The organism is Micromonospora sp. IBHARD004 (assembly GCF_052814115.1).
The window spans coordinates 1,176,510-1,197,157 of the sequence record NZ_CP199934.1; the positions used below are offsets into that span (position 1 = coordinate 1,176,510).

23 protein-coding genes and 1 pseudogene are annotated in these 20,648 nt (G+C 70.4%); 9 read left to right on the forward strand and 15 right to left on the reverse strand.

The window, feature by feature from the left end; genetic code table 11:
- Positions 1-1,102: 1,102 nt before the first annotated feature.
- Entirely contained in the window at positions 1,103-1,621 is a 519-nt protein-coding gene (locus ACTWO6_RS05805; RefSeq protein WP_446218621.1) for a hypothetical protein, read from the forward strand.
- 150 nt (positions 1,622-1,771) lie between these two features.
- Here the strand turns inward: ACTWO6_RS05805 and lysA are convergent, their stop codons facing one another.
- The 4 genes from lysA to ACTWO6_RS05825 all read right to left on the reverse strand — a co-directional run bounded on the left by lysA (position 1,772) and on the right by ACTWO6_RS05825 (position 4,380).
- Positions 1,772-3,121, reverse strand: coding sequence for a diaminopimelate decarboxylase (lysA, locus tag ACTWO6_RS05810; RefSeq protein ID WP_446218622.1), 1,350 nt, complete (start codon positions 3,119-3,121; stop codon positions 1,772-1,774).
- A gap of 48 nt (positions 3,122-3,169) precedes the next feature.
- Positions 3,170-3,502 (reverse strand): SAV_915 family protein, encoded by a 333-nt coding sequence (locus tag ACTWO6_RS05815; RefSeq protein ID WP_446218623.1) that lies wholly within the window; start codon positions 3,500-3,502, stop codon positions 3,170-3,172.
- A gap of 335 nt (positions 3,503-3,837) precedes the next feature.
- Entirely contained in the window at positions 3,838-4,047 is a 210-nt protein-coding gene (locus ACTWO6_RS05820) for a hypothetical protein (RefSeq protein ID WP_446218624.1), read from the reverse strand.
- A 75-nt stretch (positions 4,048-4,122) separates the two neighbouring features.
- A complete protein-coding gene (locus ACTWO6_RS05825) occupies positions 4,123-4,380 on the reverse strand; it encodes a hypothetical protein (protein ID WP_446218625.1) in 258 nt (85 codons plus the stop codon).
- 498 nt (positions 4,381-4,878) lie between these two features.
- On the opposite strand from ACTWO6_RS05825, the gene kdpA reads away from it, so the two are divergent.
- Together kdpA and ACTWO6_RS05835 are read left to right on the forward strand one after the other, a co-directional pair.
- A complete protein-coding gene (gene kdpA / locus ACTWO6_RS05830; RefSeq protein WP_446220568.1) occupies positions 4,879-6,534 on the forward strand; it encodes a potassium-transporting ATPase subunit KdpA in 1,656 nt (551 codons plus the stop codon).
- Positions 6,535-6,616: 82 nt separating this feature from the next.
- Entirely contained in the window at positions 6,617-6,949 is a 333-nt protein-coding gene (locus tag ACTWO6_RS05835; RefSeq protein ID WP_446218626.1) for a YnfA family protein, read from the forward strand.
- A gap of 295 nt (positions 6,950-7,244) precedes the next feature.
- Here the strand turns inward: ACTWO6_RS05835 and ACTWO6_RS05840 are convergent, their stop codons facing one another.
- From ACTWO6_RS05840 to ACTWO6_RS05865, 6 genes are all read right to left on the reverse strand, one after another.
- Positions 7,245-8,774, reverse strand: coding sequence for a transposase (locus ACTWO6_RS05840; protein WP_446218627.1), 1,530 nt, complete (start codon positions 8,772-8,774; stop codon positions 7,245-7,247).
- A 196-nt stretch (positions 8,775-8,970) separates the two neighbouring features.
- Positions 8,971-9,863 (reverse strand): IS5 family transposase gene (locus tag ACTWO6_RS05845; RefSeq protein WP_446218628.1). Its coding sequence is split into 2 segments (ribosomal slippage): positions 8,971-9,497 and positions 9,497-9,863, totalling 894 coding nucleotides; the frame shifts between segments, so codons are not numbered across the junction.
- A 118-nt stretch (positions 9,864-9,981) separates the two neighbouring features.
- A complete protein-coding gene (locus tag ACTWO6_RS05850) occupies positions 9,982-10,764 on the reverse strand; it encodes an ABC transporter permease (RefSeq protein ID WP_446218629.1) in 783 nt (260 codons plus the stop codon).
- Complete coding sequence (locus tag ACTWO6_RS05855) at positions 10,761-11,732, reverse strand: ATP-binding cassette domain-containing protein (protein WP_446218630.1); 972 nt, start codon at positions 11,730-11,732, stop codon at positions 10,761-10,763. Before ACTWO6_RS05855 ends, ACTWO6_RS05850 begins: the two co-directional genes overlap by 4 nt.
- 82 nt (positions 11,733-11,814) lie before the next feature.
- Entirely contained in the window at positions 11,815-12,660 is an 846-nt protein-coding gene (locus ACTWO6_RS05860) for a DUF4097 family beta strand repeat-containing protein (protein ID WP_446218631.1), read from the reverse strand.
- A 25-nt stretch (positions 12,661-12,685) separates the two neighbouring features.
- Positions 12,686-13,204, reverse strand: a complete 519-nt coding sequence (locus ACTWO6_RS05865; RefSeq protein ID WP_446218632.1) for a hypothetical protein — start codon at positions 13,202-13,204, stop codon at positions 12,686-12,688.
- A gap of 206 nt (positions 13,205-13,410) precedes the next feature.
- Here ACTWO6_RS05865 and ACTWO6_RS05870 point away from each other — a divergent pair.
- Positions 13,411-13,639 (forward strand): annotated as a pseudogene (locus tag ACTWO6_RS05870) (tyrosine-type recombinase/integrase); the annotation flags it as partial.
- On the opposite strand, the gene ACTWO6_RS05875 reads toward ACTWO6_RS05870, so the two are convergent.
- From ACTWO6_RS05875 to ACTWO6_RS05885, 3 genes are read right to left on the reverse strand one after another with little or no spacing between them, the layout of a single operon-like run.
- Positions 13,640-14,605, reverse strand: a complete 966-nt coding sequence (locus tag ACTWO6_RS05875) for an NAD(P)-dependent alcohol dehydrogenase (protein ID WP_446218633.1) — start codon at positions 14,603-14,605, stop codon at positions 13,640-13,642. It lies immediately after the preceding pseudogene.
- Entirely contained in the window at positions 14,602-14,826 is a 225-nt protein-coding gene (locus ACTWO6_RS05880; RefSeq protein ID WP_372433759.1) for a helix-turn-helix transcriptional regulator, read from the reverse strand. Before ACTWO6_RS05880 ends, ACTWO6_RS05875 begins: the two co-directional genes overlap by 4 nt.
- A complete protein-coding gene (locus ACTWO6_RS05885; RefSeq protein ID WP_446218634.1) occupies positions 14,820-15,248 on the reverse strand; it encodes a hypothetical protein in 429 nt (142 codons plus the stop codon). Before ACTWO6_RS05885 ends, ACTWO6_RS05880 begins: the two co-directional genes overlap by 7 nt.
- A gap of 117 nt (positions 15,249-15,365) precedes the next feature.
- Here ACTWO6_RS05885 and ACTWO6_RS05890 point away from each other — a divergent pair, with 117 nt between their 5' ends.
- The 5 genes from ACTWO6_RS05890 (at position 15,366) to ACTWO6_RS05910 (ending at position 19,573) form a co-directional block, all read left to right on the forward strand.
- The gene (locus tag ACTWO6_RS05890) at positions 15,366-16,634 is read left to right on the forward strand and encodes an RNA polymerase sigma factor (RefSeq protein WP_446218635.1); all 1,269 of its coding nucleotides are present in this window, start codon (positions 15,366-15,368) and stop codon (positions 16,632-16,634) included.
- A gap of 67 nt (positions 16,635-16,701) precedes the next feature.
- Entirely contained in the window at positions 16,702-17,364 is a 663-nt protein-coding gene (locus ACTWO6_RS05895; protein ID WP_446218636.1) for a DUF998 domain-containing protein, read from the forward strand.
- A 1-nt stretch (position 17,365) separates the two neighbouring features.
- On the forward strand, positions 17,366-17,737 hold the full coding sequence (locus ACTWO6_RS05900) for a YciI family protein (protein ID WP_446218637.1): 372 nt from the start codon (positions 17,366-17,368) through the stop codon (positions 17,735-17,737).
- A 102-nt stretch (positions 17,738-17,839) separates the two neighbouring features.
- Positions 17,840-18,673: a PPOX class F420-dependent oxidoreductase gene (locus ACTWO6_RS05905; protein WP_446218638.1), complete on the forward strand. Its 834-nt coding sequence runs from the start codon at positions 17,840-17,842 to the stop codon at positions 18,671-18,673.
- 6 nt (positions 18,674-18,679) lie between these two features.
- Positions 18,680-19,573: a hypothetical protein gene (locus tag ACTWO6_RS05910; protein ID WP_446218639.1), complete on the forward strand. Its 894-nt coding sequence runs from the start codon at positions 18,680-18,682 to the stop codon at positions 19,571-19,573.
- A gap of 17 nt (positions 19,574-19,590) precedes the next feature.
- On the opposite strand, the gene ACTWO6_RS05915 is transcribed toward ACTWO6_RS05910, so the two are convergent.
- The gene (locus ACTWO6_RS05915; protein WP_446218640.1) at positions 19,591-19,944 is read right to left on the reverse strand and encodes a nitroreductase/quinone reductase family protein; all 354 of its coding nucleotides are present in this window, start codon (positions 19,942-19,944) and stop codon (positions 19,591-19,593) included.
- 248 nt (positions 19,945-20,192) lie between these two features.
- Entirely contained in the window at positions 20,193-20,561 is a 369-nt protein-coding gene (locus ACTWO6_RS05920; RefSeq protein WP_446218641.1) for a VOC family protein, read from the reverse strand.
- Between the last annotated feature and the right edge of the window lie 87 nt (positions 20,562-20,648).

The window sequence follows — 20,648 nt, forward strand, 5'->3', positions numbered from 1 at the left end:
TGGCGGCTGCGATCCAGTAGCCGTGTGGCTGGTTGGTGAGTTCGTACTTGCCTGGCGTGGGGCGGCCGGCGGGTAACTCGGTGCCGTGCAGGGTCAGGGCTCCGCGGCGGAGTTCGGCGACTGCGGCGCCGAAACGCTGGTCGGTCATGACGGTGATGGCGTCGCCCTGGCCGGCGACGAGAGTGCAGTCAGACAGGATCAGGCCGGCGCCCCGCCACGACGTCGGTAAAACCGTCGTCGTTGCCGCAGTGCTCGTGCTCTTGGGGCTGGCGATAGGTCGCACCCACCGCTGACCTAGGTCAATCAATGGAGGTCGGGTGGTGTATCGCTTAGAAGAGCACGACTGGACCCAAGCCGTCCGTAGCGGCGGTCCTGACGGCTGCTCTCCGGCCTCAGGCGACGGGATGGATCTGGACTACCGCACTACCGGGCCACGGCTGGCGACGAAGCGGGCACGCGGCGGACCCGGGTCGAACCGACAGGGGCCCGCCGCGTGACGCGGTGGAAGCGAGGGGCTGGCGGCATCGCGGCCCGGATGCGTGGGGCGGCCTTGCGCTCCTGGCCCGCACCGACCGCCCCGTTCCGGAACCGGGGCGCGTACACACCCGCCGGAATGCGCCGAGACCTGGCCACCGTCCTTCTCACCTCGTTCGGGACCCTTCATCCCGACTCACCCAGCACACTCCACCCGGACAATCCCGGGCAAGGTTCTTCACGCCGTTTCTACGTCTGACGAACCCGATTTCACACCGCAGATACGCCGCCAGCGCCTTCGCACGTTGGATGAGTGCCTGGCGGAGTTGCTGGCCCAGCTCGGGGATCGCGGCCTGGTCGCCATCGTCAAGATGGACGGCGAACGCCAACGGGGTCGCTGGACGGTGCTGGTGTCGGGCAAGCCGCTGGGCGGGGAACTCGTGCGGTGGGACGGGCGACGACTTGGACGCCGGGCTGTCGCGGGCGAGGGCCAAGCGGCCGGCGGGTGGCCCGGTTGCGTCTCGCGCCCGCTCGTGACCGATGCGCGCCGTGGCTACTGGCCCACGGATGGCCCAAAGACCGCAAAACCTGTCGCTGGTCAGGATTACTGCCGCTACGGTTCGCGACCATGACCTTCAGGCACCCGTCAAGCTACCTGCTCGGCTTGCAAGGCATCGCATGGCTGCACGCCGACGCGGGCGACAGCTTCGACGCCCCGTTCGTAGCCGAACGGATCGCAGAGATTCGCGCACTCCTGGCGGCCTACGACCGCGGGCAGGCTCGGAATCTACTGATGGATTTGGGCGAGCAAGCCGACCGGTTCAGGTTCCTGATCCGGGACCGGGCCGGGCAATTCACGGCGGCGTTCGACGCGGTGCTCGCCGACGCCGGCATCACCGCGGTCAAGATCCCACCACGCTGTCCGCGGGCCAACGCGTACGCGGAAAGTTTCGTGCCGGCCAAGACGAGCAGTAACGGCGCGGTGATGCGGCCGGGGTGCGTTCCGGTGGCCAGCCAACCGACGGCCACGCCGATCCCGCTGCGGCGGCCAGGATGGCCAACAGCCGTACGACCACCCGCTCGGGCAGCGCCGCGTCGGCCGCGGTCGGCCCGCCTGGGCGCGGGTCGGTCGCTGTCCTGTCGGTAGCCACGCTGACGCAGACCTCCTTCCGCCCTCCTTCCGCGCTCGCTGGTCTTCCCCTTCGTGAATGATTCATTCGAAAGGGATCACCGGCCGGCGTGCGGCCATGGTCGGGGCGAGCCGGCAGGTCGGTACAGGTAAGGGTCCGGGCGGCGGTCAGAAGACGCCGCCGACGTCGCGGCGCAGCAGGTCCGCGTCGGTCTCGCGGCGGATCAACACCCTGGCCGTGCCGTTGCTCAGCGCGATCACCGGCGGTCGGGGTACCAGGTTGTAGTTGGAGGACATCGCGTGGTGGTACGCGCCCGTGCACAGCATGGCGAGCAGGTCACCAGGGTGGATGTCGTTGGGCAGGAGGCAGTCCTCGGCGAGCACGTCACCGGCTTCGCAGTGCCGGCCGACCACGGTGGTCAGTTGGTGCGGTCCGGGGGCGGGACGGCCGATCAGCCGTATGGTGTACCTGGCGCCGTACAGGGCGGGTCGGGGATTGTCGCTCATCCCGCCGTCGACGGCGACGAACACCCGCCCTGCGGCCGTCCGTTTGACGCTGATGACCCGGTAAAGGGTGACCCCGGCCCGGGCGCTGATGGCCCGGCCCGGCTCAACGATGAGGTGCGGCACCGGCAGGCGGTGGGTCGCGCAGGCGTTGGCTACCGCGGCCGACAGGCGCGGGGCCAGCTCCGCCGGATCGGAGCCGGTGTCGTAGTCGCGGTAGGCGACGGCGTGGCCGCCGCCGAGGTCGAGTTGGGAAAGCGTACGTCCATGGGTGTCACGGATCCGGGCGAGCAGCTCGACCATGAGCTCCGCCGCCCGCTCCAGGGCCTCTATCTGTTCCACTTGGGACCCGATGTGGCAGTGCAGGCCGACCAGATCCAGCTCCGGCCGGGCCAACACCCGGGCCACCGCCTCCTCGGCGGCGCCAGATGCGAGCGAGAACCCGAACTTCTGGTCGTCGGTGCCGGTGGTGATGGCGCGGTGGGAGTGGGCATCCACTCCTGGCGTGACCCTGATCAGCACCTGCTGTCGCCGGCCGTGTGGGGACCTGCCGACCAGTGCGGCGAGGCGGGTGATCTCGGTCTCCGAGTCCAGGACGATCCGGCTCACGCGGTAGGCGAGCGCAGCAGCCAGGTCCTGGGGAGTCTTGGCGTTGCCGTGCAGGAGGATCTGTTCCGCCGGGAAGCCCGCGGCGCGCGCCACGGCCAGCTCGCCGGCCGAGCAGACGTCCAGGGACAGTCCCTCCTGCTGGACCCAGCGTGCCATGGTCCGGCACAGAAACGCCTTACCCGCGTAGGCGACCTCGCCGTCGAAGGCCCGCTGGTAGTCGTGGCAGCGGCGCCGGATGTCCGCCTCGTCCACAACGTGGGTCGGTGTCCCGCACTGCTTGGCGACGCGGGTGAGACCCACCCCGCCAACGAATACCTCACCGCGGGCCCCGCGATGCGCGGTCAGCGGCCAGAGCCGGGCGTCCTCCCCGAGGGGCGTCACCGGTTCGTACCCGATCGTGGTCACCTGATCCTCAACCTTCCGTCAGCCCCTGGCCCGCGGTGCCGCGCGTGTTCAGCCACGGTGGACACCTGCGGTTACCGGCACCCGTTCCTTCGCCTTGATGTCGTCGCTCGCGGCTGCCCTGCTCGCCGGCTTGCTCTTCGCCGGCTTGTCTTTCGCTGACTTGTCCTTCGCGGGCCTGCCCTTCGTGGGCTGCCTCCGCGTGGTCGCCTTGAGCGGCGGTGGTGTGATCTCCGGCCCCACCAGGATCGGGTCGAGCTGAATACGGCCGATGCCAAGGGGAGTCAGCATGGCCCGCAACGCGGACTCGGACAGGCGCATCCAGCGCTGCCGTTCTCCCATCGCGGCCGCGAGTCGATCGAACCGGGTGAATGCAATGCCCACCCGCGGCCCTTGAGGTAGGCGTCCGGTCTGCACCACCAGCGTGTCGGCGTTGCCGGTTGGGCGCACCGGGACGAAAAGGGGGTGTAAGGCCGCGTCCATTGCGAGGGGGGTCCCTTCTGGCGTGGAAAAACGCCGCTGTCGTGCCGGCACCGCCGACAGACGCGACGCTAGGCCGGACCGCCCCGAACAGACCACCTCAATACGCGATCGCTACACCGCCGGCGCCGTTCCATACGTCCCGTTAACGCCGCGTGTGTGGTAGCTCACGGCACCTGACCGCCCACGGTTACTGGCCCGTGGATGGCCCAGGGGGCCGCGTGGGCTGGTTCGGGGTATCAGGAAGTGGCCAGCAGGGAGAGCAGCCGTCGGGCCTGCAGATCGGCGGTGCCCGGGGGGTTTTGGCGCTCGGCCGGGCCGCCGGGTAGCAGCAGCCGCAGCCAGTACATCGCCCACAACCTGCGCGCGGCCCGCAGGCGCTGACCCTCAACGTCGAAGCGCGCGCAGGATGCCTCGGCGTCCAGATTTCGGGCCGACAGGTGTTCCACCAGGATCGCCAGCTCGGTCGCCGGATCAGAGAGGGTGGCGTCCTCGAAGTCGACGATCCGTACCCGTTGGCCGTCTCAGAGGTAGTTGGCGAGATTGGGGTCCCGATGGCCCACGACTTTCATTTGCGGGGTCGTCCGCAGCAGTGCTGGCTCGGGGCCATGCCACCAGGCAACAGCAGCGTCGTACGCCGCAGCGGTGATGCCGCCTGCTAGCCGTGGGCCTGCGGTTAGCTTCCTGGCGAAGTCGAGATCATCTGTCCACCGACAGGCGACCGGCAGCGCGTCGTGCGGGACCGCCCACAGTGTGCTGATCGCCGTGGCCAGTGCGTCCACCTGCGTGGGGGTGAGCCGGTCGCCGAGCGGTTCCCCGGGTACGACATCTCTGAGGAGGGTCGGGATTCGGGGCGGAGCCCCGAGGTCTTCTAACACCAGTCACCTGGAGGTCAACGCGTCAAAATCGACGCTGCCGGCGTAAAGATCGCGTATGGAACCCTTGCCCGCCGGCCGCCGCACGCTTCTAATGGCTGACGCCCCGTCGGCAGACGAGCGCCAGATGGCCATAAGGAGTGGAACGATGGAGCGGATCCGGACCTCGGCGCCGAGATGCGGCGCGGCCGGGTACCCGCCTCGTCGCGGCCTCCGCCCGTCCGGCCGTGATCGAGTCGACCCTGACTGAGTCGACCGTGATCAAACTGGCCATGACTGGATCGACTGCCGGACCCGCTGCCGCCCCGGGCTGACCGCCGCGGTCCGGTTTGGTGACGCGTGGTTCGACGGGCGATCTTGCCACGCCGGCTTCCCACTTCTGTTCCTCCCCCCTTAAGGGTTTCGATGAGTACGTCCGCCGCTGGCGTGATCTTTTCTCTTTCGCTTCTCCCCGCGCTCGCCGTGGCTTATCGCTACCTCGGCGACTACATGTTCCGGGTCGTCACCGCTACCCGGCACGCGCGCGTGGAGCGTGGGTTCTACCGGCTGATCGGTGTCAACCCGGACGGCGAGCAGTCGTGGGCCCAGTACGCGCGTAGCCTGCTGGCCTTCTCACTGGTCTCAATCCTCTTGCTGTACGCGTTCCTGCGGGTGCAGGGCAAGCTGTGGCTTTCAAACGGGCTGCCCGGCGTACCCGATCATCTCGCCTGGAACACGGCGGTCAGCTTCGTCACCAACGCCAACTGGCAGGCGTACTCGGGTGAGTCGACCATGGGGCACCTGGTGCAGATGGCCGGGCTCGGCGTACAGCACTTCGCCTCCGCCGCGGTCGGCATCGCCGTGGCGGTCGTCCTCGTCCGGGGCTTCGCCCGCAGCCGGACCGACCAGCTGGGCAACTTCTGGGTCGACCTGACCCGGATCAGCCTGCGGATTCTGCTACCGTTCAGCGTCCTCCTCGCCATCGTCCTGATGGTCTTCGGCGTGGTGCAGAACCTCTCCGCGGGCACGGACGTCTCCACGTTGACCGGTGGCGCCCAGCACATCACCGGCGGGCCGGTGGCCAGCTGGGAGTCCATCAAGCTGCTGGGTACGAACGGCGGCGGTTTCTACAACGTCAACAGCGCCCACCCGTTCGAGGACCCGACCGCCTGGACCAGCTGGCTGGAGCTCTTCCTGATTCTGGTCATCCCGACCAGCCTGCCGCGGGTGTTCGGCCGGATGGTCGGGCAGAACCGGCAGGGGTACGCGATCCTGACCGTGACGGCGATCCTGGTGATCGCCAGCGTCGTCCTCGTCAACGTCTTCGAGTTGACTGGCCACGGCACGGTGCCGGAGGCGGTCGGGGCGGCCATGGAGGGCAAGGACGTCCGGTTCGGCATCTCGGACTCGGCGACCTTCGCCGCATTGAACACGATGGGGAACGGTGGCGTGGTCATCTCGTTCCACGACTCGTACACCGCGCTGGGCGGCGGGGTCCTGCTGATGGGCATCATGCTTGGCGGGATCGGCCTCGGCTCCGTCGGCACCGGCCTGTTCGGCTATTTGATGATCGCCATCATGACGGTCTTCCTGGCCGGCCTGATGGTCGGCCGGACCCCGGAGTTCCTGGGCAAGAAGATCGGCGCTCGAGAAATCAAGCTGGTGTCGCTGTTTTGGCTGTCGGTCCCGGCACTGGCGTTGGTGGGTACGGCGGTGGCGTTCGCGACCGGCAACAACTCCACCGCGCTCAACGTCGGCCCGCATGGCTTCTCCGAGGTGCTCTATGCGTTCACCTCGGCGGCCAACCTCAACGGTTCCGCGTTCGCCGGCATCACCGTGAACACGCCTTGGTGGGATGTCGCGTTGGGCCTGACCATTTTGGTCGGCCGGTTCCTACCGATCATCTTCCTGCTGGCACTGGCCGGCTCCCTCGCGCGCCAGCGGACGGTCCCGGCCACGGCGGGCACGGTACCGACGCACACGCCGTTGTTCATCGGGTTGGTCGTCGGCGTCACGGTGATCATGGCCGGCCTGGTCTACCTGCCCGCCCTGGCTCTCGGCCCGCTGGCGGAAGGACTGTGAGGCAAGCGGCGGAGGGCTGAGGCCGCAGCGAGCCACGGAAGGCTGTGACCAAGGTAGCGAAGGAAGTGATCGGATAGTGGACGTGATCGTTCTCCGTTCCCTGGCGTTGTTCGGGTTGGCCGCGCTCGCCGAGATCGGTGGCGCCTGGCTCGTTTGGCAGGGCGTACGTGAGCACCGCGGCCTGCTCTGGATCGGTGCCGGCGTCGTCGCTCTCGGCGTCTACGGCTTCGTCGCGACCCTCCAACCCGACGCCAACTTCGGCCGCATCCTCGCCGCCTACGGTGGCATCTTCGTGGCCGGGTCGCTGGCCTGGGGCGTGGTCGTCGACAAGTTCCGTCCCGACCGGTACGACCTTGCCGGTGCGGCCATCTGCCTGGTCGGCGTCGCGGTCATCATGTACGCACCACGCGCCTGATCGGTTCTTGATGCCCCGCCGCCTACCCCGCCACCACCACACCGCACGAGCTACGCCGAGCGCGCCACCGACCGCCTGAACCCCTTATTTACCAGGCTCTAAGCTTGATCTTTAACCTGCGCTCTGTTTACGTGCGGTGATGCTCAGGTCACGCTTGACGGTTTTACCGACGTCGTGGCGGGGCGCCGGCCTGCGGTTGGTGGAGCCGGGTGGGCGTCCGGGGCCTGGTCTTGCGGGTTTCGGCGCACCGACGGGCAGAGTGGGAGCCTGTCGCATAGCTTTCGATCTTCAGCTGTCAAGCGGTCTTCCGTCTGGCGTCGTGACGAAAGATCTTGTTCAGGTTGTGCACGACGCCGAGTAGTTTGATCTCGGCGTCGACGTCGCTGGTGCCGCAGTGGTGCAGGCGGCGTCCGAACCGTTGGAACAGCTGGGCGAAGCCGGGTTCGACGAGGGCGCCGCGGCGGGCGTAGAGCTGCTTGCCTTCGGTGGATGCCAGTCGGGCTGCCATGTCGCGGTGGCCGGCGGGGACGTCGTGGCTGGGTAGCCTGGTGGCCCTGGTTTGGTCGTACTCCTTGGCGAGCGACACGAGCAGCGGGAGATCGGCCAGGGCAGTGAAGTTCGCGGTGCTGGCGTATCCGCTGCCGGCCAGCCACCCCGCGACGTCGCTGGTCAGCCCTGCGGTCGCGCAGTTGTGCTGAACACGTCTGATGACCGGGACGAGTGCGGTGGTGTCGGACGGATTGTCGTGCAGCTCGATCGCGAGGAGGACCTGGTTGCGGGAGCAGGCGATCTGCACGTTGTAGCCCTGCACGTAGCCGCCGTGCTTGCCGAGCATGAGCCGCGACGCCGGATCGGTGAGCGAGGCCCTGGCCGCCGCGGACGGGATCGGTCGCGGGTAGCGCGCACGGTGCAACGCGGCCTGCGCCCGGGCGAGGCGGGCCTGCTGCCGGACGACCTTGGTCTTGGCCTCGATCGCAACCGGTGGGCGTCCGTTGGCGCGCCGCCGTCCCGCGGCCTGATCCTGCAGGGTCCGGCGGGCGTAGTCGGCCAGCCGCTGCTGCTGGGCGGCGGTGACCTTGGCCAGGCGCTGGGCGGCCCTGGCCACCATCCGCTCGGCGGCCTCGACCTTGATCCGGATCTCGCCGGCTGAGGGCAGCGCGCGCTCATGCAGCTTGTCCCGGGCCACCCGGGCCCGTGTCACGCGGTCGCCGAGCCGGGACAGCCGCCGCAGGCAGCTGCCGGTGGCGGTGTGCCGGGTGCTGTCCTCGGCGGCTGCTGGGTCGTCTATGTCACCCGTCAACTGGTCAATCTCGGCTTCGCCATCGGCGATCATGGTCTTCTCCAGGGCGTGGAGGCTGCGGTTGGTGGAGCAGGCGGCGGCCGCCTGCATCGGTGAGCCGTCCACCGCCACCGCGGACAGGTCGACCAGCCCGCGCTGGGCGCATAGCGCCAGGACCTGCACGAACAGTGTCTTCAGGCCCTCGCGGTGACGGCGCAGGAAACGCGCGACGGTGGCATGGTCGATGTGCTGGTTGCCGGTGATGATCCGGCAGCCCACATCATCGAGGCAGGCCGCCTCGATCCTGCGCGACGAGGGCACGCCCTTGCAGTAGCAGTACAGCACCAAGCTCAGCAACACCTGCGGCGGATACGCCGCCGCGCCCTGTCCATCGGCGCGGTAGCCGCGCAGGAACTCCGACAGGTCCAGCTCACCGACGACCTTCAGGACCTGCCAGCACAGGTGCTGCGGCGGCAGCCACCCACGCAGGTCATGCCGGGGCAGTGAAGAGCCGTCTGGGCTGCACGAGATGAAGTTGTACGCCACGGCACGACATGATCGTCCATTGTAGGTGAATAACAGCGACACTCTTGACAGTTGAAGGTCGAAAGCTTTGCGACAGCCTCCTCGTCCAGCCAGACGTGGATACGTTCCCGCTGGTCCGGTCACCATCGGATCACCACGCGATCGCCATCCGGGGGATGACCGAGCGGCCCGCCCCTAGAGCCTGTGTCGAAGTCGGTCACAGCCACTCGCTGATCGCGGCGATGTGCACGGTGGCTTCGTAGCGCACGGCGAGCTTGTCGAATCGGGTGGCCACGGCGCGGTTGCGCTTGAGCCGGTTGATGCCGCATTCCACGGCATGACGCTGCTTGTACCGCTCGGGGTCGAAGGCGGGTGGCCGGCCGCCCTTCGAGCCCCGTTTACGCCGGTTGGCGTCCTGATCGGCCTTCGACGGGATGGTGGCCTTGATTCCGCGTCGGCGCAGGTAGCGGCGGTTGGCTCGGGACGTGTACGCCTTGTCGGCCAGGACCCGGTCCGGGCGGGTCCGCGGCCGGCCGCTGCCCAGGCGGGGCACCCGGATGCCGTCGAGCACCGCGACGAACTGCGGACTGTCCCCACGCTGCCCGGCGGTCAGCACGATCGACAACGGCTTCTGCCCCTGCTCGCAGGCCAGGTGCAGCTTCGTCGTCAGCCCACCCCGCGACCGCCCGAGCGCATGATCGGCCGGCTCGACCGTCACCCCGCCCGGCGGTTCGACCTGCAGATCCCCCTTTTTCGCGCCCCGGCGGCGTGCTGATGCGCCCGGGCGACCGACGAGTCCACCGACACGTCCCACGTGACCCGCCCGGCCGCGTCGGCCACCGCCTGCAACCAGGTCAAGATCTTCGCCCAGGTCCCGTCGCGCTGCCAGCGGCGGAACAACGCGTACGCCGCCGCCCATGACCCGTAGCACCCCGGTACGTCCCGCCACGGGGCGCCGACCCGGGTACGCCACCGGATCCCATCAATGAGCTGCCGCTTCGTCCATGTCGGCGGCCGACCTGGCCGACGCCCCACAGGTAGCAGCGGCTCCAGCGCCGCCCACTGCGCGTCGGTCAGGTCGTGCCGCCTCGTCACCGCTACGGTGGCCACGAGGTCTCCGTGCTGATGGTCTTCTTCGTCGATGAACCATCTACCGGAGACCTCGCTACTTATCGATCACCGACGCGCCGGAATCTCTTCGCCACCACCGCCGACTTCGACACACGGCCTAACGGGTCGCGCGCTGGTTGTACTTTCGCTTGGCCCACAGGTACGACACCAGCGAGATCCCTGCGCACCACGCGAGCGCGGTGATCGCGCTGGTGCCGATCCCGGAGCCGAGCAACAGCCCGCGCAGGGTCTCGATGATCGGCGTGAACGGCTGGTACTCAGCGAAGGTGCGCAGCCCGGCCGGCATCGTCTCGGTGGGCACGAATCCGCTGCCCAGGAACGGCAGCAGGCTCAGGAACATGGGCGTGTTGCTGGCCGTCTCGACGCTGTCAGCGACCATTCCGAGCGCGACGGCGAACCAGGTCAGCGCAAACGCGGTCGCAGTCAGCACGCCGAGCGCGGCGAGCCACTCGAGCGCGGTGGCGTTCGGGCGGAAGCCGATGAGCAGGGCGACGCCGAGCACGGCGAGCAGTGCCAGAAAGTTCTGCACCAGGCTGCCGAGCACGTGTCCGGTCAGCAGCGCGACCCGGGCGATGGCCATGCTGCGGAACCGGTCGACGATGCCCTCGGTCATGTCCGTCGCCACCGAGATGGCGGGGCCGGCGGCGGCCCCGGCCACGGTGAACAGCAGGATGCCCGGGGTCAGGTAGTTCACATACGCGGAGCGGTCGCCGCCGATCCCGGCGCCGAGCGTGCCGCCGAAGACGTAGGCGAAGAGCAGCAGGAAGATCACCGGCATGCCGATCAGCAACCCGGTCAGCGACGGGTAGCGCCGCAGGTGCAGCAGTTGCCGGTGCAGCATGGTCCGGGAATCGATGAGGGTGTGGGCGAGGGTGGTCATCGGGTCTCCTCGGAAGCCGTATCGGTGGTGGCGGGCGCGCCGGTGAAGGCGAAGAACACGTCGTCCAGGTCGGGGGTGTGGATCGTCAGGTGGTCGGGCTCGGCGCGTACCCGATCGAGCGTGCCCAGCACGGCGCGCAACGAGGCGACGTCGCCGTCGCTGGGCACCTGCAGGGTCAGCGCGTTGTCGTCGCGGTGCGCCGTGCCCAGCACCGCGGCCGCCGCGTGCAACGCGTCCGGGTCGGTGAAGCGCAGCAGCAGGTGCCCACCCGGGATCCGGCGTTTGAGCTCGTCGGGTGTGCCCTCGACGACGACGCGGCCGTGGTCGAGCACGGCGATCCGACCGGCGAGCTGATCCGCCTCCTCGAGGTACTGGGTGGTGAGGAAGACCGTGACGCCCTCGGCGACCAGTTCCCGGACGATCTGCCACATCGCGTGCCGGCTGCGCGGGTCGAGGCCGGTGGTGGGTTCGTCCAGGAAGATCAACCGGGGATTGCCGACCAGGGTCATCGCCAGGTCCAAACGGCGCTGCTGGCCGCCGGAGAGCAGCGACACCGGCTTTCGTGCCGACTCGCCGAGGTCGAAACGCTCGATCAGGCGGGCCACCCGCCGGCCGCCCTCGGCCCGGCCGAGCCGGTGCAGGTCGGCCATCAGCCGCAGGTTTTCCTGCACGGTCAGCAGGCGGTCGACGGCCGCGAACTGGCCGGTGAGGCCGATCGCCGCACGCACCGCATCGGGGTCGCGGGCCAGGTCGTGCCCGGCGACGCGGATCGAGCCGCTGTCGGGCGGCAGCAGGGTGGCGAGGATCCGCACCATGGTCGTCTTGCCGGCGCCGTTCGGGCCGAGCAGCGCGAAGACGGTGCCTTCAGTGACGGTCAGGTCGATGCCGTCGAGGACCACCTTCGTGCCGAAGGTCTTGCGCAGGCCGGCCACCGAGACGGCGGGCCGGGTGGTGATTGTCGTTGTCATCTACGCCTCCTGGCGGTTTTTCCGGGCAGGGGCCATCTCCGGCCGGGGCACGAGCGCCACGGCCGGGGACGGCGGGGGTGGGTCAGGAGCGGCGGATCAGGATGTCGCCGAATGCGGTACGTGCGCGCACCTCGGCCTGCTCGTCGGTCTCGGCGGGACCGTCGGTGGCCGTCATCTCGTTGTGGACCTTGCCGTACTGGGTGTGCACGTCGAGCCGGGCCGCAGTGCCTGGCCGGATGCCGATCTCGATGCGGCCGGCGGCGCTGCGCAGGGTCGCCGAGCCGCGTACCAGCTCGCGGACGCGGATGTCGCCGTTGGCGGTGTTCGCGGTCATCGAGGCGTCGGCGTGGTCGGCTGCGATGTCGCCGTTGGCGGAGTTGATCCGCAGCTCATTGCCGGCGTGGCCGACCCAGGTCTCGCCGTTGCCGTTCTTGAGCACGGCCGATCCGGCGACCGAGCGCACCCGCAGCTTGCCCGAGCCGGTGGTCAGCTTGGCGTCGCCAGTGACGGTTTCGGCGGTCACCAGCCCCATCCCGGTCGTCAGCGACAGGCTCTCGGCCTGCTCGACCTGCAGATCGCCGGCGCCGCTGCGCAGCCGGCAGTCGCCCAGCACCCCGGTGCAGCTGACCCCGCCGACGCCCAGTTTGCCTTCGAGGCTGGAGCCGGCCGGCAGCTCGACGAGTACGTCGACGGCACCGACCCTGCCGAATATGCCGAGGCCGGGCTGGCGGGGGCCGCGCACGGTCAGGATGCCGCCCGCGAACTCCACACGGGTCTGCTCGGCGGCACGCACGTCCCGGTTCTCGGTGTCGTCTCCCGGGCGTACGTGCACGACGGTGTCCGGCCGCTCGCTCGCGACCACCCGCAGTTCACCGGCGGTGAGCTCGACGGAGGCGGTGATAGGTCCGGGAGTGTCGAAGGTGGGCATGGGGGTTCTCCGTTCTTCTCGAGGGTCAGCGGACCCAGCCGGTGTAGCGCTGGCTGCCGCTGGTCGCGCTCCCGGTCGCAGGACGCCCGGCGTCGCTGTCGGCCGCGGCGGCCGCGGCCCGGATCAGCCAGGTGTTGATCGAGACACCGGCGCGGGCGGCGGCCTGCTCGACGCGGGTCTTCACGGTTTCCGGCAGGCGCAGGCTGATCCGCACGGTCGCCTCGTCCTCGCCGGGAGTCGGAGCCGAAGCCGGACCGGGCGGCGGCGCCGGGGCGGCTGATTGATCGGTCCACGGGTCTGCGGGCGGCGGCGTCACGACGAAGCTGGGCTCGCGGTTGCGCAGTCGCAGGTCCACCGAGCCGGGCGCGAGATCTTGGGTGATCTCGGCGGCCGCCTCGGAGAGGGCGTCGAGCAGCGCGAGCCGGGCCGCGGACTCGAGCGGTGCGGTGAGCCGCTCGGCCAGCTCGCGGGCGTCATCGCCGCCGGCTGCGGCGGCGAGCGCGAGCTCGTGGCGCAGAGCGTCGATGTAGGGGCGCAGTTCCATGATGCCACTATGACATCACAGTGATGCCACGCGCAAGCACATGGCGCTGTCGTGATGCCAGGAAGCTGGCCGGCTTCGGCTGGCTCGACCCCGTCGAGGCACATCCCCACGGGCGGAGCAGTCGACGGATTCGCTGTTCGCGTTCTGGTGGCTCGCCGCCTGCGCGGGCTGCGCCGCGGTGAACTCTGCGGCTTGCGGTGGGCGGCGAACGCGCCGGCCTGCCGCCGGTCCCGGCTGCACGACCTGCGGCACGGCGCTGCCTCGCTGGCGCACGAGGCCGGAGCGGACCTGAAGACGCTGCAGGACCTGCTCGGGCGGTCCAGCATCGTGGCCACCGCCGACACCTACACCAGCGTCCTCCCGGCCGCGCAACGTCGCTGCGCCGACGCCACCGCCGCCCTGGTCGTGGCCGCCGACCGGCACACCGATCCGTAGTCAGATGGCGATGACCACCTTGCCGGTGGCGTGACCGCCCTCGACGTGCCGGATCGCGTCGGGGGCCTCGGCCAGGGAGAAGGTCCGGTCGACCACCGGCCGGACCTGCCCGGCCTCGATGAACTCCGTCAACGCCACCAGGTTCGCCGTGCTCTCCTTGGCCACCAGCGGCACCAGCCGTTGACCGACGAGGGGTGACACCGCCAGCGCCCGGAGTTGCCGGTCGAAGCCCTGCAGCCACTTGCCGTCGCTCGCCTCCCCGCCGACCAGGACGAGCGTCCCCTTCGGCGTGAGCGCCCGGCGCAGCCGGGACAGTGTCCGGTTGCCGGCGGTGTCGATGACGACGTCGTACCGCTGGTCGGGGAGGTCCTCGCGGGTGTAGTCGACCGCCTCCGCCGCGCCGAGGGAGCGGACCAGGTCGAGCTTGCCGGGCCCGCAGACGCCGGTGACGTGCGCGCCGGCCGTGCGGGCGAGCTGGACGGCGTACGAGCCGACGCCGCCACCGGCGCCGATGACCAGGACCCGCTGGCCGGGGCGTACCCGGGCGGCGTCGCGGACGGCGGTGAGCGCGGTCTGCCCGGAGACGGGGACGGCCGCGGCCTCGGCGTAGGTGAGGTTGGCGGGTTTCTGGGCGAGCCGGTCGGCGGGGGCGAGGGCGTACTCGGCGAAGCTGCCGGCGCCGGTGCCGTAGACCGCGTCGCCGGGGGTGAACCCGGTGACGCCGGGGCCGACGGCGGTGACGAGGCCGGCCAGGTCCAGGCCGCGGATCCGGTTGCGGGGGCGGCGCAGCCCGAAGCCGAGGCGCAGCGCGTAGGGCAGGCCGGTCATCAGGTGCCAGACGCCGGGGTCGACGCCGGCGGCGCGGACCCGCACGAGCACCTGGCCGGGGCCGGCCGTCGGCGGGTCGACGTCGGCGAGGCGGAGCACGTCGGCCGGGCCGTACCGGTCCTGGACGATGGCCTTCACGATTCCTCCTGCGGGTACTGGAACACGTCGGTGAGGGGCACGCCGAAGACGGCGGCGATCTGGAAGGCCATCTCCAGCGAGGGGGAGTAGCGGCCCTGCTCGATGGCGATGACGGTCTGTCGGGTGACGCCGATCCGGCGGGCCAGCTCGGCCTGGGTCATCTCGTCGTGGGCGAAGCGCAGCGCCCGGATGGTGTTGGTGATCCGGGTGGGCTTCACCACGACTGGAACCCCCGCCGGTAAGCGACGATCTTCGCGACCGAGCCGACCACCGCCGACAGCACGAAGCAGAGGTAGATGACGTTGGCGATCCAGAACTGGTCCCAGTCGGCGAGCGCCATCGCCAGGGCCGCGACGCCGCCGACGATCACGAAGGACTGGCCGATGTATTCGCCGAGCCGGTGGATCTCCCGGTCCCGCTGGTCCTTCTCGTTCGCCCCCTCGGGCGAGACGATCGAGACCAGGATGTTCAGCGCGATCGACGCGACGATCGCCGCGGCCACCGTGGCCAGCAGCGGGCCCGCGTAGGAGACGTCCGCGAGCGGGTCGCCGTCCGCGCGGCCGAGGACCACCAGCACGTACGCGGCATAGCCGGCGACCGCCACCAGCGCCATGATCCAGGCGCGCTTCTCCTCGAAGGCCACCGAGCTCTCCCCAGGTAAAGAATCTTTGACATCACGAGTGTCAAGCACAGCCGACACGATGTCAAGAAATCTTTACGTACTTGGAAAGGTCGGACCCGGCTGCTCTGATGAATGGCCATGGGGGAGTCCGAGGCACGGCGCACGGTCGAGGCGGTCTGGCGGATGGAATCCGGCCGGGTGGTCGCCGGCCTCGCCGCGCTGGTCCGCGACGTCGGTCAGGCCGAGGAGCTGGCCCAGGACGCCCTCGTCGCCGCGCTGGAGTCGTGGCCGCGCGACGGTGTACCGGCCAACCCGGGCGCCTGGCTGATGACCGTCGGCAAGCGCCGGGCCATCGACGCGCTGCGCCGACGGCAGACCGAGGAGCGCAAGGTCGCCGAGCTCGGCCGCGACCTCGACGGCGAGGAGTTCACCCCCGACTTCGACGCCGCCGTCGAGGAACGCATCGAGGACGACCTGCTCCGGCTGATCTTCGTCGCCTGCCACCCGGTCCTCTCGCCGATCGCCCGGGCCGCGCTCACCCTGCGGCTGGTCGGCGGCCTCACCACCGCCGAGATCGCCCGCGCCTTCCTCACCACCGAGGCCACCGTCGGCCAGCGGATCACCCGCGCCAAGCAGACCCTCACCGCCGCCCGGGTGCCGTTCGAGGTGCCCGGCCCCGTCGAACGGGCCGAACGGATCGGCTCCGTGCTGGAGGTCATCTACCTGATCTTCAACGAGGGTTACTCGGCGACCGCCGGCGACGACTGGATGCGCCCGGCGCTCACCGAGGAGGCGCTGCGCCTGGCCCGCATCCTGCAGGGGCTGATGCCCGAGGAGCCCGAGGTGCACGGCCTGGCCGCGCTGCTGGAGATCCAGGCGTCCCGCACCGCCGCCCGCACCGGCCCCGACGGGGAGCCCGTCCTCCTCAACGACCAGGACCGCAGCCGCTGGGACCAGCTCCTCATCCGCCGCGGGCTCGCCGCCCTCGACCGGGCCCGGGCGCTCGGCGGCACCCCCGGCCCGTACGCCCTCCAGGCCGAGATCGCCGCCTGCCACGCGCGGGCCCGTATCCCCGGCGAGACCGACTGGGCGCGGATCGCCGCGCTCTACGCGACCTTGGCTCGGCTCGTGCCCTCGCCCGTGGTGGAACTCAACCGGGCCGTCGCCGTCTCCTTCGCCGACGGCCCCGCCGCCGGCCTGGAACTGGCCCGCGCCCTGGCCGACGAGCCGGCCCTCGCCACCTACCACCTGCTGCCCAGCGTGCTCGGCGACCTGCTCGCCAAGCTCGGCCGCCACGACGAGGCCCGGTTGGAATTTGAGCGTGCCGCTTCCCTCACGGGCAACGCGCGGGAGCGGGCGCTGCTGCTCGACCGCGCCGCCGCCTGCGACCGGCAGAAAAAATCTTGAAAGGTGATGTCGGATCCCGGCCGACCCGATCGACGCGTCAGTGAGAGCCGATGACGAGGAGATCGAGATGACCAGTACGACGATGCCGCGAAGCGGGGTCACCGGCGCCCTGTCGACGCGGACCCTGCTCGCGGCCGGGATCGCCACCGGGCCGCTGTTCGGGGTGGTGGCGACGGCGCAGGTGCTCACCCGGGACGGGTTCGACCTGAGTCGGCAGCCGCTCAGCCTGCTCGCGCTGGGCGAGCATGGCTGGATCCAGACCGCCAACTTCGTACTCACCGGGTTGCTGGCGCTCGCCGGCGCCGCCGGGCTCCGACGGGTGTTGCGGGGAACGGTGGCCGGGACGTGGGGCCCGGCGCTGGTGGCGGTCTTCGGCGTCGGCCTGATCGTCGCCGGGGCGATGCCCTCCGACCCCAGCATGGGCTGGCCGGCCGGCGCGCCCGAAGGCTCGCCCGACTCGCTGAGCTGGCACGCCATCGGTCACGGCGTCGGAGCCATGCTGGCCTTCGGGTCGCTCACCATCGCCTGCCTGGTCTTCGCCCGCCGGTACCTGCGCACCGGCCGACGCGGCTGGGCGGTGTTCTCCCTGGCCTGCGCCCTGGCGACCGTCGTCGTCATGGCCTGGCCCGACCAGGACAGCATCAGCGTCCGGATGGCGCTGGGCTCGGTCTTCATCTTCGGGTGGCTCACCGCCGTGTCCGCCCACACCCTCACCGAAAGGAATCACTGAGATGCGGTACATGCTGATGCACAAGCTGGACGAGGACGTCCCCGGCAACTTCGACCCGAGCCCCGAGTTCATCAAGGCGATGGGCGCCTTCATGGAGGAGGTCGTCCAGGCCGGGGTGCTGCTCGCCGCGGAAGGCCTCTGCGCCAGCAAGCAGGAGGCGGCCCGGATCACCGTGGAGAAGGGCAAGACCACCGTCACCGACGGGCCGTTCACCGAGACCAAAGAGCTCATCGCCGGGTTCGCGCTGGTCGACGTGCGGTCCCGCGAAGAGGCGGTGGAGTGGGGCAAGCGGTTCACCGACGTCTTCATCCAGCACGGGATCGACGTCGAGGTGGACGTGCGGCGGGTCCACGAGCAGTCCGACCTCGGCTGACCGAAGCGAGCGCGGGCGGGTGCTCCCGACCGGGGCACCTGCCCGCTCCGCTCGCCGGCTTCGGCCGCGTCACACCGATGACGGATGACTCGTCATCCAGGTATGAGAAGCATCGTTCGTGTCGTCGCAGGTCTGCTCGGCCTGGCGGCGGTGGCCGTCGGCGTCTGGGCGCTGGGCTGGCCCTCCTCGTTCAGCTCGGCGGTGGGGTTTCCGCCGCAGGAGCACTTCGTGCACGACGTGGGGGCCTTCCAGCTCGGCATCGGGGCGACCTTGCTGCTGGCGCTCATCTGGGCGGACGCACTCGCGGTGGCGCTCGCCGGGTACCTGGTCGGCGGGGTGGCGCACACGGTGTCGCACGTTGTTGATGCCGACCTTGGCGGCAGTGCGACGCAGACCTGGCTGGTCGGGTTGTCGTCGCTGCTGGCCGCCGTGGCGCTGGCAATCCGCTGCCGGGAGCTGGGCTGGGTGGTGGGCACCGTCGATCCCGCGCCGTCGCCGGCCTGGGCGCCGTTCACCCGGCAGAAGACCATCGTGCTGACCACGTTCCGCCGCGACGGCACCCCGGTCGCCACGCCGGTGAGCATCGCCGTCGCCGGCGAGCGGGCATACGTGCGCAGCTTCGAGCGGGCCTGGAAGACCCGGCGCCTCCGCAACAACCCCCGGGTCGCCGTGGCGCCGTCGACCACGCGCGGCACGCCGACCGGCCCGGCCATGGAGGCCACGGCCCGACGGCTGACCGGATCGGAGTACGACCGCGCCAGCCGGGCGCTGGTACGCAAGCACCCGATGCTGCACGGGGTGCTCGTGCCACTGATGCACCGACTCGGGCGACGCAAAACCGGCCGTACCGTCCACTTCGAGCTGACTCCGGTGACACCGACCGGACTTCCCGGAACCCTGGCGGGGTCGGCGGACGTCGAAGGGGTGCGGAGGTGAGCGGGGATGGGTGGACGGCGCTGGCTGGTATGGGTCACCGTGGTGGCTTTGGTCGGTGGCTGCGGCGCGACCGGCAGCGGCCCCGGCGGGGATGACCTGGGCAGGTTGCGCCAGCAGGCCCACGACGCCCTGACCCGCTATGACCAGGCGGTCCTCGACGCCGGTGGGGCGCAGGGCTTCGTGCCGGTCGGGGAGCTGACCGGCCAGCTCGGCGACTGGGAACCGGCGAACGGGGACAACAACAAGCAGGCGTTGCTCGCCGGTCGGGTCTTCCCCGCCACGGCGCTGCCCACCGCCGGGCAACCGACCGGGAAGGTGGTCTGGGAGAACGGCAGGACGCAGCCGGTTCCCCTGATGTCGGCCGAGGAGGCACTCGCCCAGCTGAGAGCGGCGGGCGGCGAGGACTGCGGGTGCGTACCCCTCGAGGCCACCGCCGCGCGCCTGACCACGGTCCGGATCCCCACGACCCGTGGCCCCGCCACGGCCCCGGCATGGGAGTACACCCTCAAGGGCACGGCGGTGCGGCTGACCCGGATCGCGGTCGCCCCCTCGGCTGCCATCGTGGTGACGCCGCCGGCATGGGGTCCCGAGTACCCGCACGGCGGCCTGGCGATCGAGTCGGCGACCGGGACCACGACGAGCCAGCGGCTGACCGTCGCCTTCACCGGCTCCCCAGGCCCCGGAAGCCAGCCGTGCGGCGTCGACTACAGCGCGGAGGCCGTCGAGTCGGTCAACGCCGTCGTCGTGATCGTCATCGAGCATCGCCACGCCGACGGCGAGGCGTGCGGGGATATCGGCGCGCGCCGCACCGCCACCGTCGACCTGGCGCAACCGCTGGGGGAGCGGGCGGTCCTCGAGGTGCAGCAGGGGATGCCGGTCGCGCTGACGATCAACGGCTGACCCTCTTGACGGACTGGCTACATGAGCGAGACCTGGACGGCGACGTCGTGCTTCGGGTAGTGCGCCTCCACCTGATCCGCGCCGTACTTGTCGCGGAACATCTCCACGACGTGGTTGACCCGGTCGGGTTCGGTGATCGGGGTGGCGCTCGTGCTCAACGCCGTCCCGTTCGAGGACACCTGGATCATCGGTGTCTGGCGGACGTTCTTGTACCACTGGCTGTCCGAGCCGGTTATCGGAACCAGGAAGATGCTCTCCTCTTCCTGCACGAACCACACGGGGCGCGAAAGCTGCCGTCCGGTCTTCCGGCCGGTCACGGTCAGCTCGATCTCACTGACACCCTCAAGAGCGTCCCTGACGGCTTTGGTCACGGTGTCCTCCGTCAACGTCCCCGACCTGCTCCTGCTTGCCAGGCTAGGTGCCTTCGCGCGCGCTCGCGGCCGGATCGGAGAGCCCGGCAACAACGCCCCCCTTTGGCGCCTCACGCGCCGCCATCGCCCCCTCGGTCCCCACCGACGCGAGGTACGCCGTCGTCCGCTCCCACCCGGCGCCGCAGAGCAGTTGGATCTCGACCGAGGCCGTACCTGTCCAGCCAGGCGTCCTCGTCCACCGTCGGTCCTCACTCGGGGACGTGGCAGACGGCTTCCACGTTGTTGCCGTCCGGGTCGCGGACGAACGCGCCGTAGTAGCTCCCGTGGTACTCCGGCCACAGCCGTGGCTCGTGCAACACCTCCGCGCCGGCCGCCACGGCGGCGTCGTGGAACGCCCGCACGGCGGCGCGATCCGGAGCGGCGAAGGCGATGTGCGCCTCGCGGGATTCGCCCTCGTTGCTGGTGGGGCCGAGCCAGAAGTCCGGGCGGTCGGTGCCGTAGCCAATGACCTGGCCGAACTCCATCCACCGACGCCCGCCCAACGGGGCGAGGACGGCGTCGTAGAAGACCGCGCTGGCCTGCACGTCACGGACCTGGACGGACAGATGATCGAGCATTCCGTGACCTCCCTCGCCTGCCGACCAAGACAGGCTAGGGCCACCCGGTGACACTTCGCTGTCCTGCCGCGTCACGAGGGACGAAGG

What these genes read in the sequence shown, in the direction of transcription:
- ACTWO6_RS05900 (WP_446218637.1), top strand. Translation starts at nt 17,366, where the DNA reads ATGCGGTACATGCTGATGCACAAGCTGGACGAGGACGTCCCCGGCAAC.
- ACTWO6_RS05910 (WP_446218639.1), top strand. Translation starts at nt 18,680, where the DNA reads ATGGGTGGACGGCGCTGGCTGGTATGGGTCACCGTGGTGGCTTTGGTC.
- ACTWO6_RS05850 (WP_446218629.1), bottom strand. Translation starts at nt 10,764, where the DNA reads ATGACCACCCTCGCCCACACCCTCATCGATTCCCGGACCATGCTGCAC.
- ACTWO6_RS05855 (WP_446218630.1), bottom strand. Translation starts at nt 11,732, where the DNA reads ATGACAACGACAATCACCACCCGGCCCGCCGTCTCGGTGGCCGGCCTG.
- ACTWO6_RS05920 (WP_446218641.1), bottom strand. Translation starts at nt 20,561, where the DNA reads ATGCTCGATCATCTGTCCGTCCAGGTCCGTGACGTGCAGGCCAGCGCG.
- ACTWO6_RS05805 (WP_446218621.1), top strand. Translation starts at nt 1,103, where the DNA reads ATGACCTTCAGGCACCCGTCAAGCTACCTGCTCGGCTTGCAAGGCATC.
- kdpA (WP_446220568.1), top strand. Translation starts at nt 4,879, where the DNA reads ATGAGTACGTCCGCCGCTGGCGTGATCTTTTCTCTTTCGCTTCTCCCC.
- ACTWO6_RS05890 (WP_446218635.1), top strand. Translation starts at nt 15,366, where the DNA reads ATGGGGGAGTCCGAGGCACGGCGCACGGTCGAGGCGGTCTGGCGGATG.
- ACTWO6_RS05865 (WP_446218632.1), bottom strand. Translation starts at nt 13,204, where the DNA reads ATGGAACTGCGCCCCTACATCGACGCTCTGCGCCACGAGCTCGCGCTC.
- ACTWO6_RS05895 (WP_446218636.1), top strand. Translation starts at nt 16,702, where the DNA reads ATGACCAGTACGACGATGCCGCGAAGCGGGGTCACCGGCGCCCTGTCG.
- ACTWO6_RS05860 (WP_446218631.1), bottom strand. Translation starts at nt 12,660, where the DNA reads ATGCCCACCTTCGACACTCCCGGACCTATCACCGCCTCCGTCGAGCTC.
- ACTWO6_RS05905 (WP_446218638.1), top strand. Translation starts at nt 17,840, where the DNA reads ATGAGAAGCATCGTTCGTGTCGTCGCAGGTCTGCTCGGCCTGGCGGCG.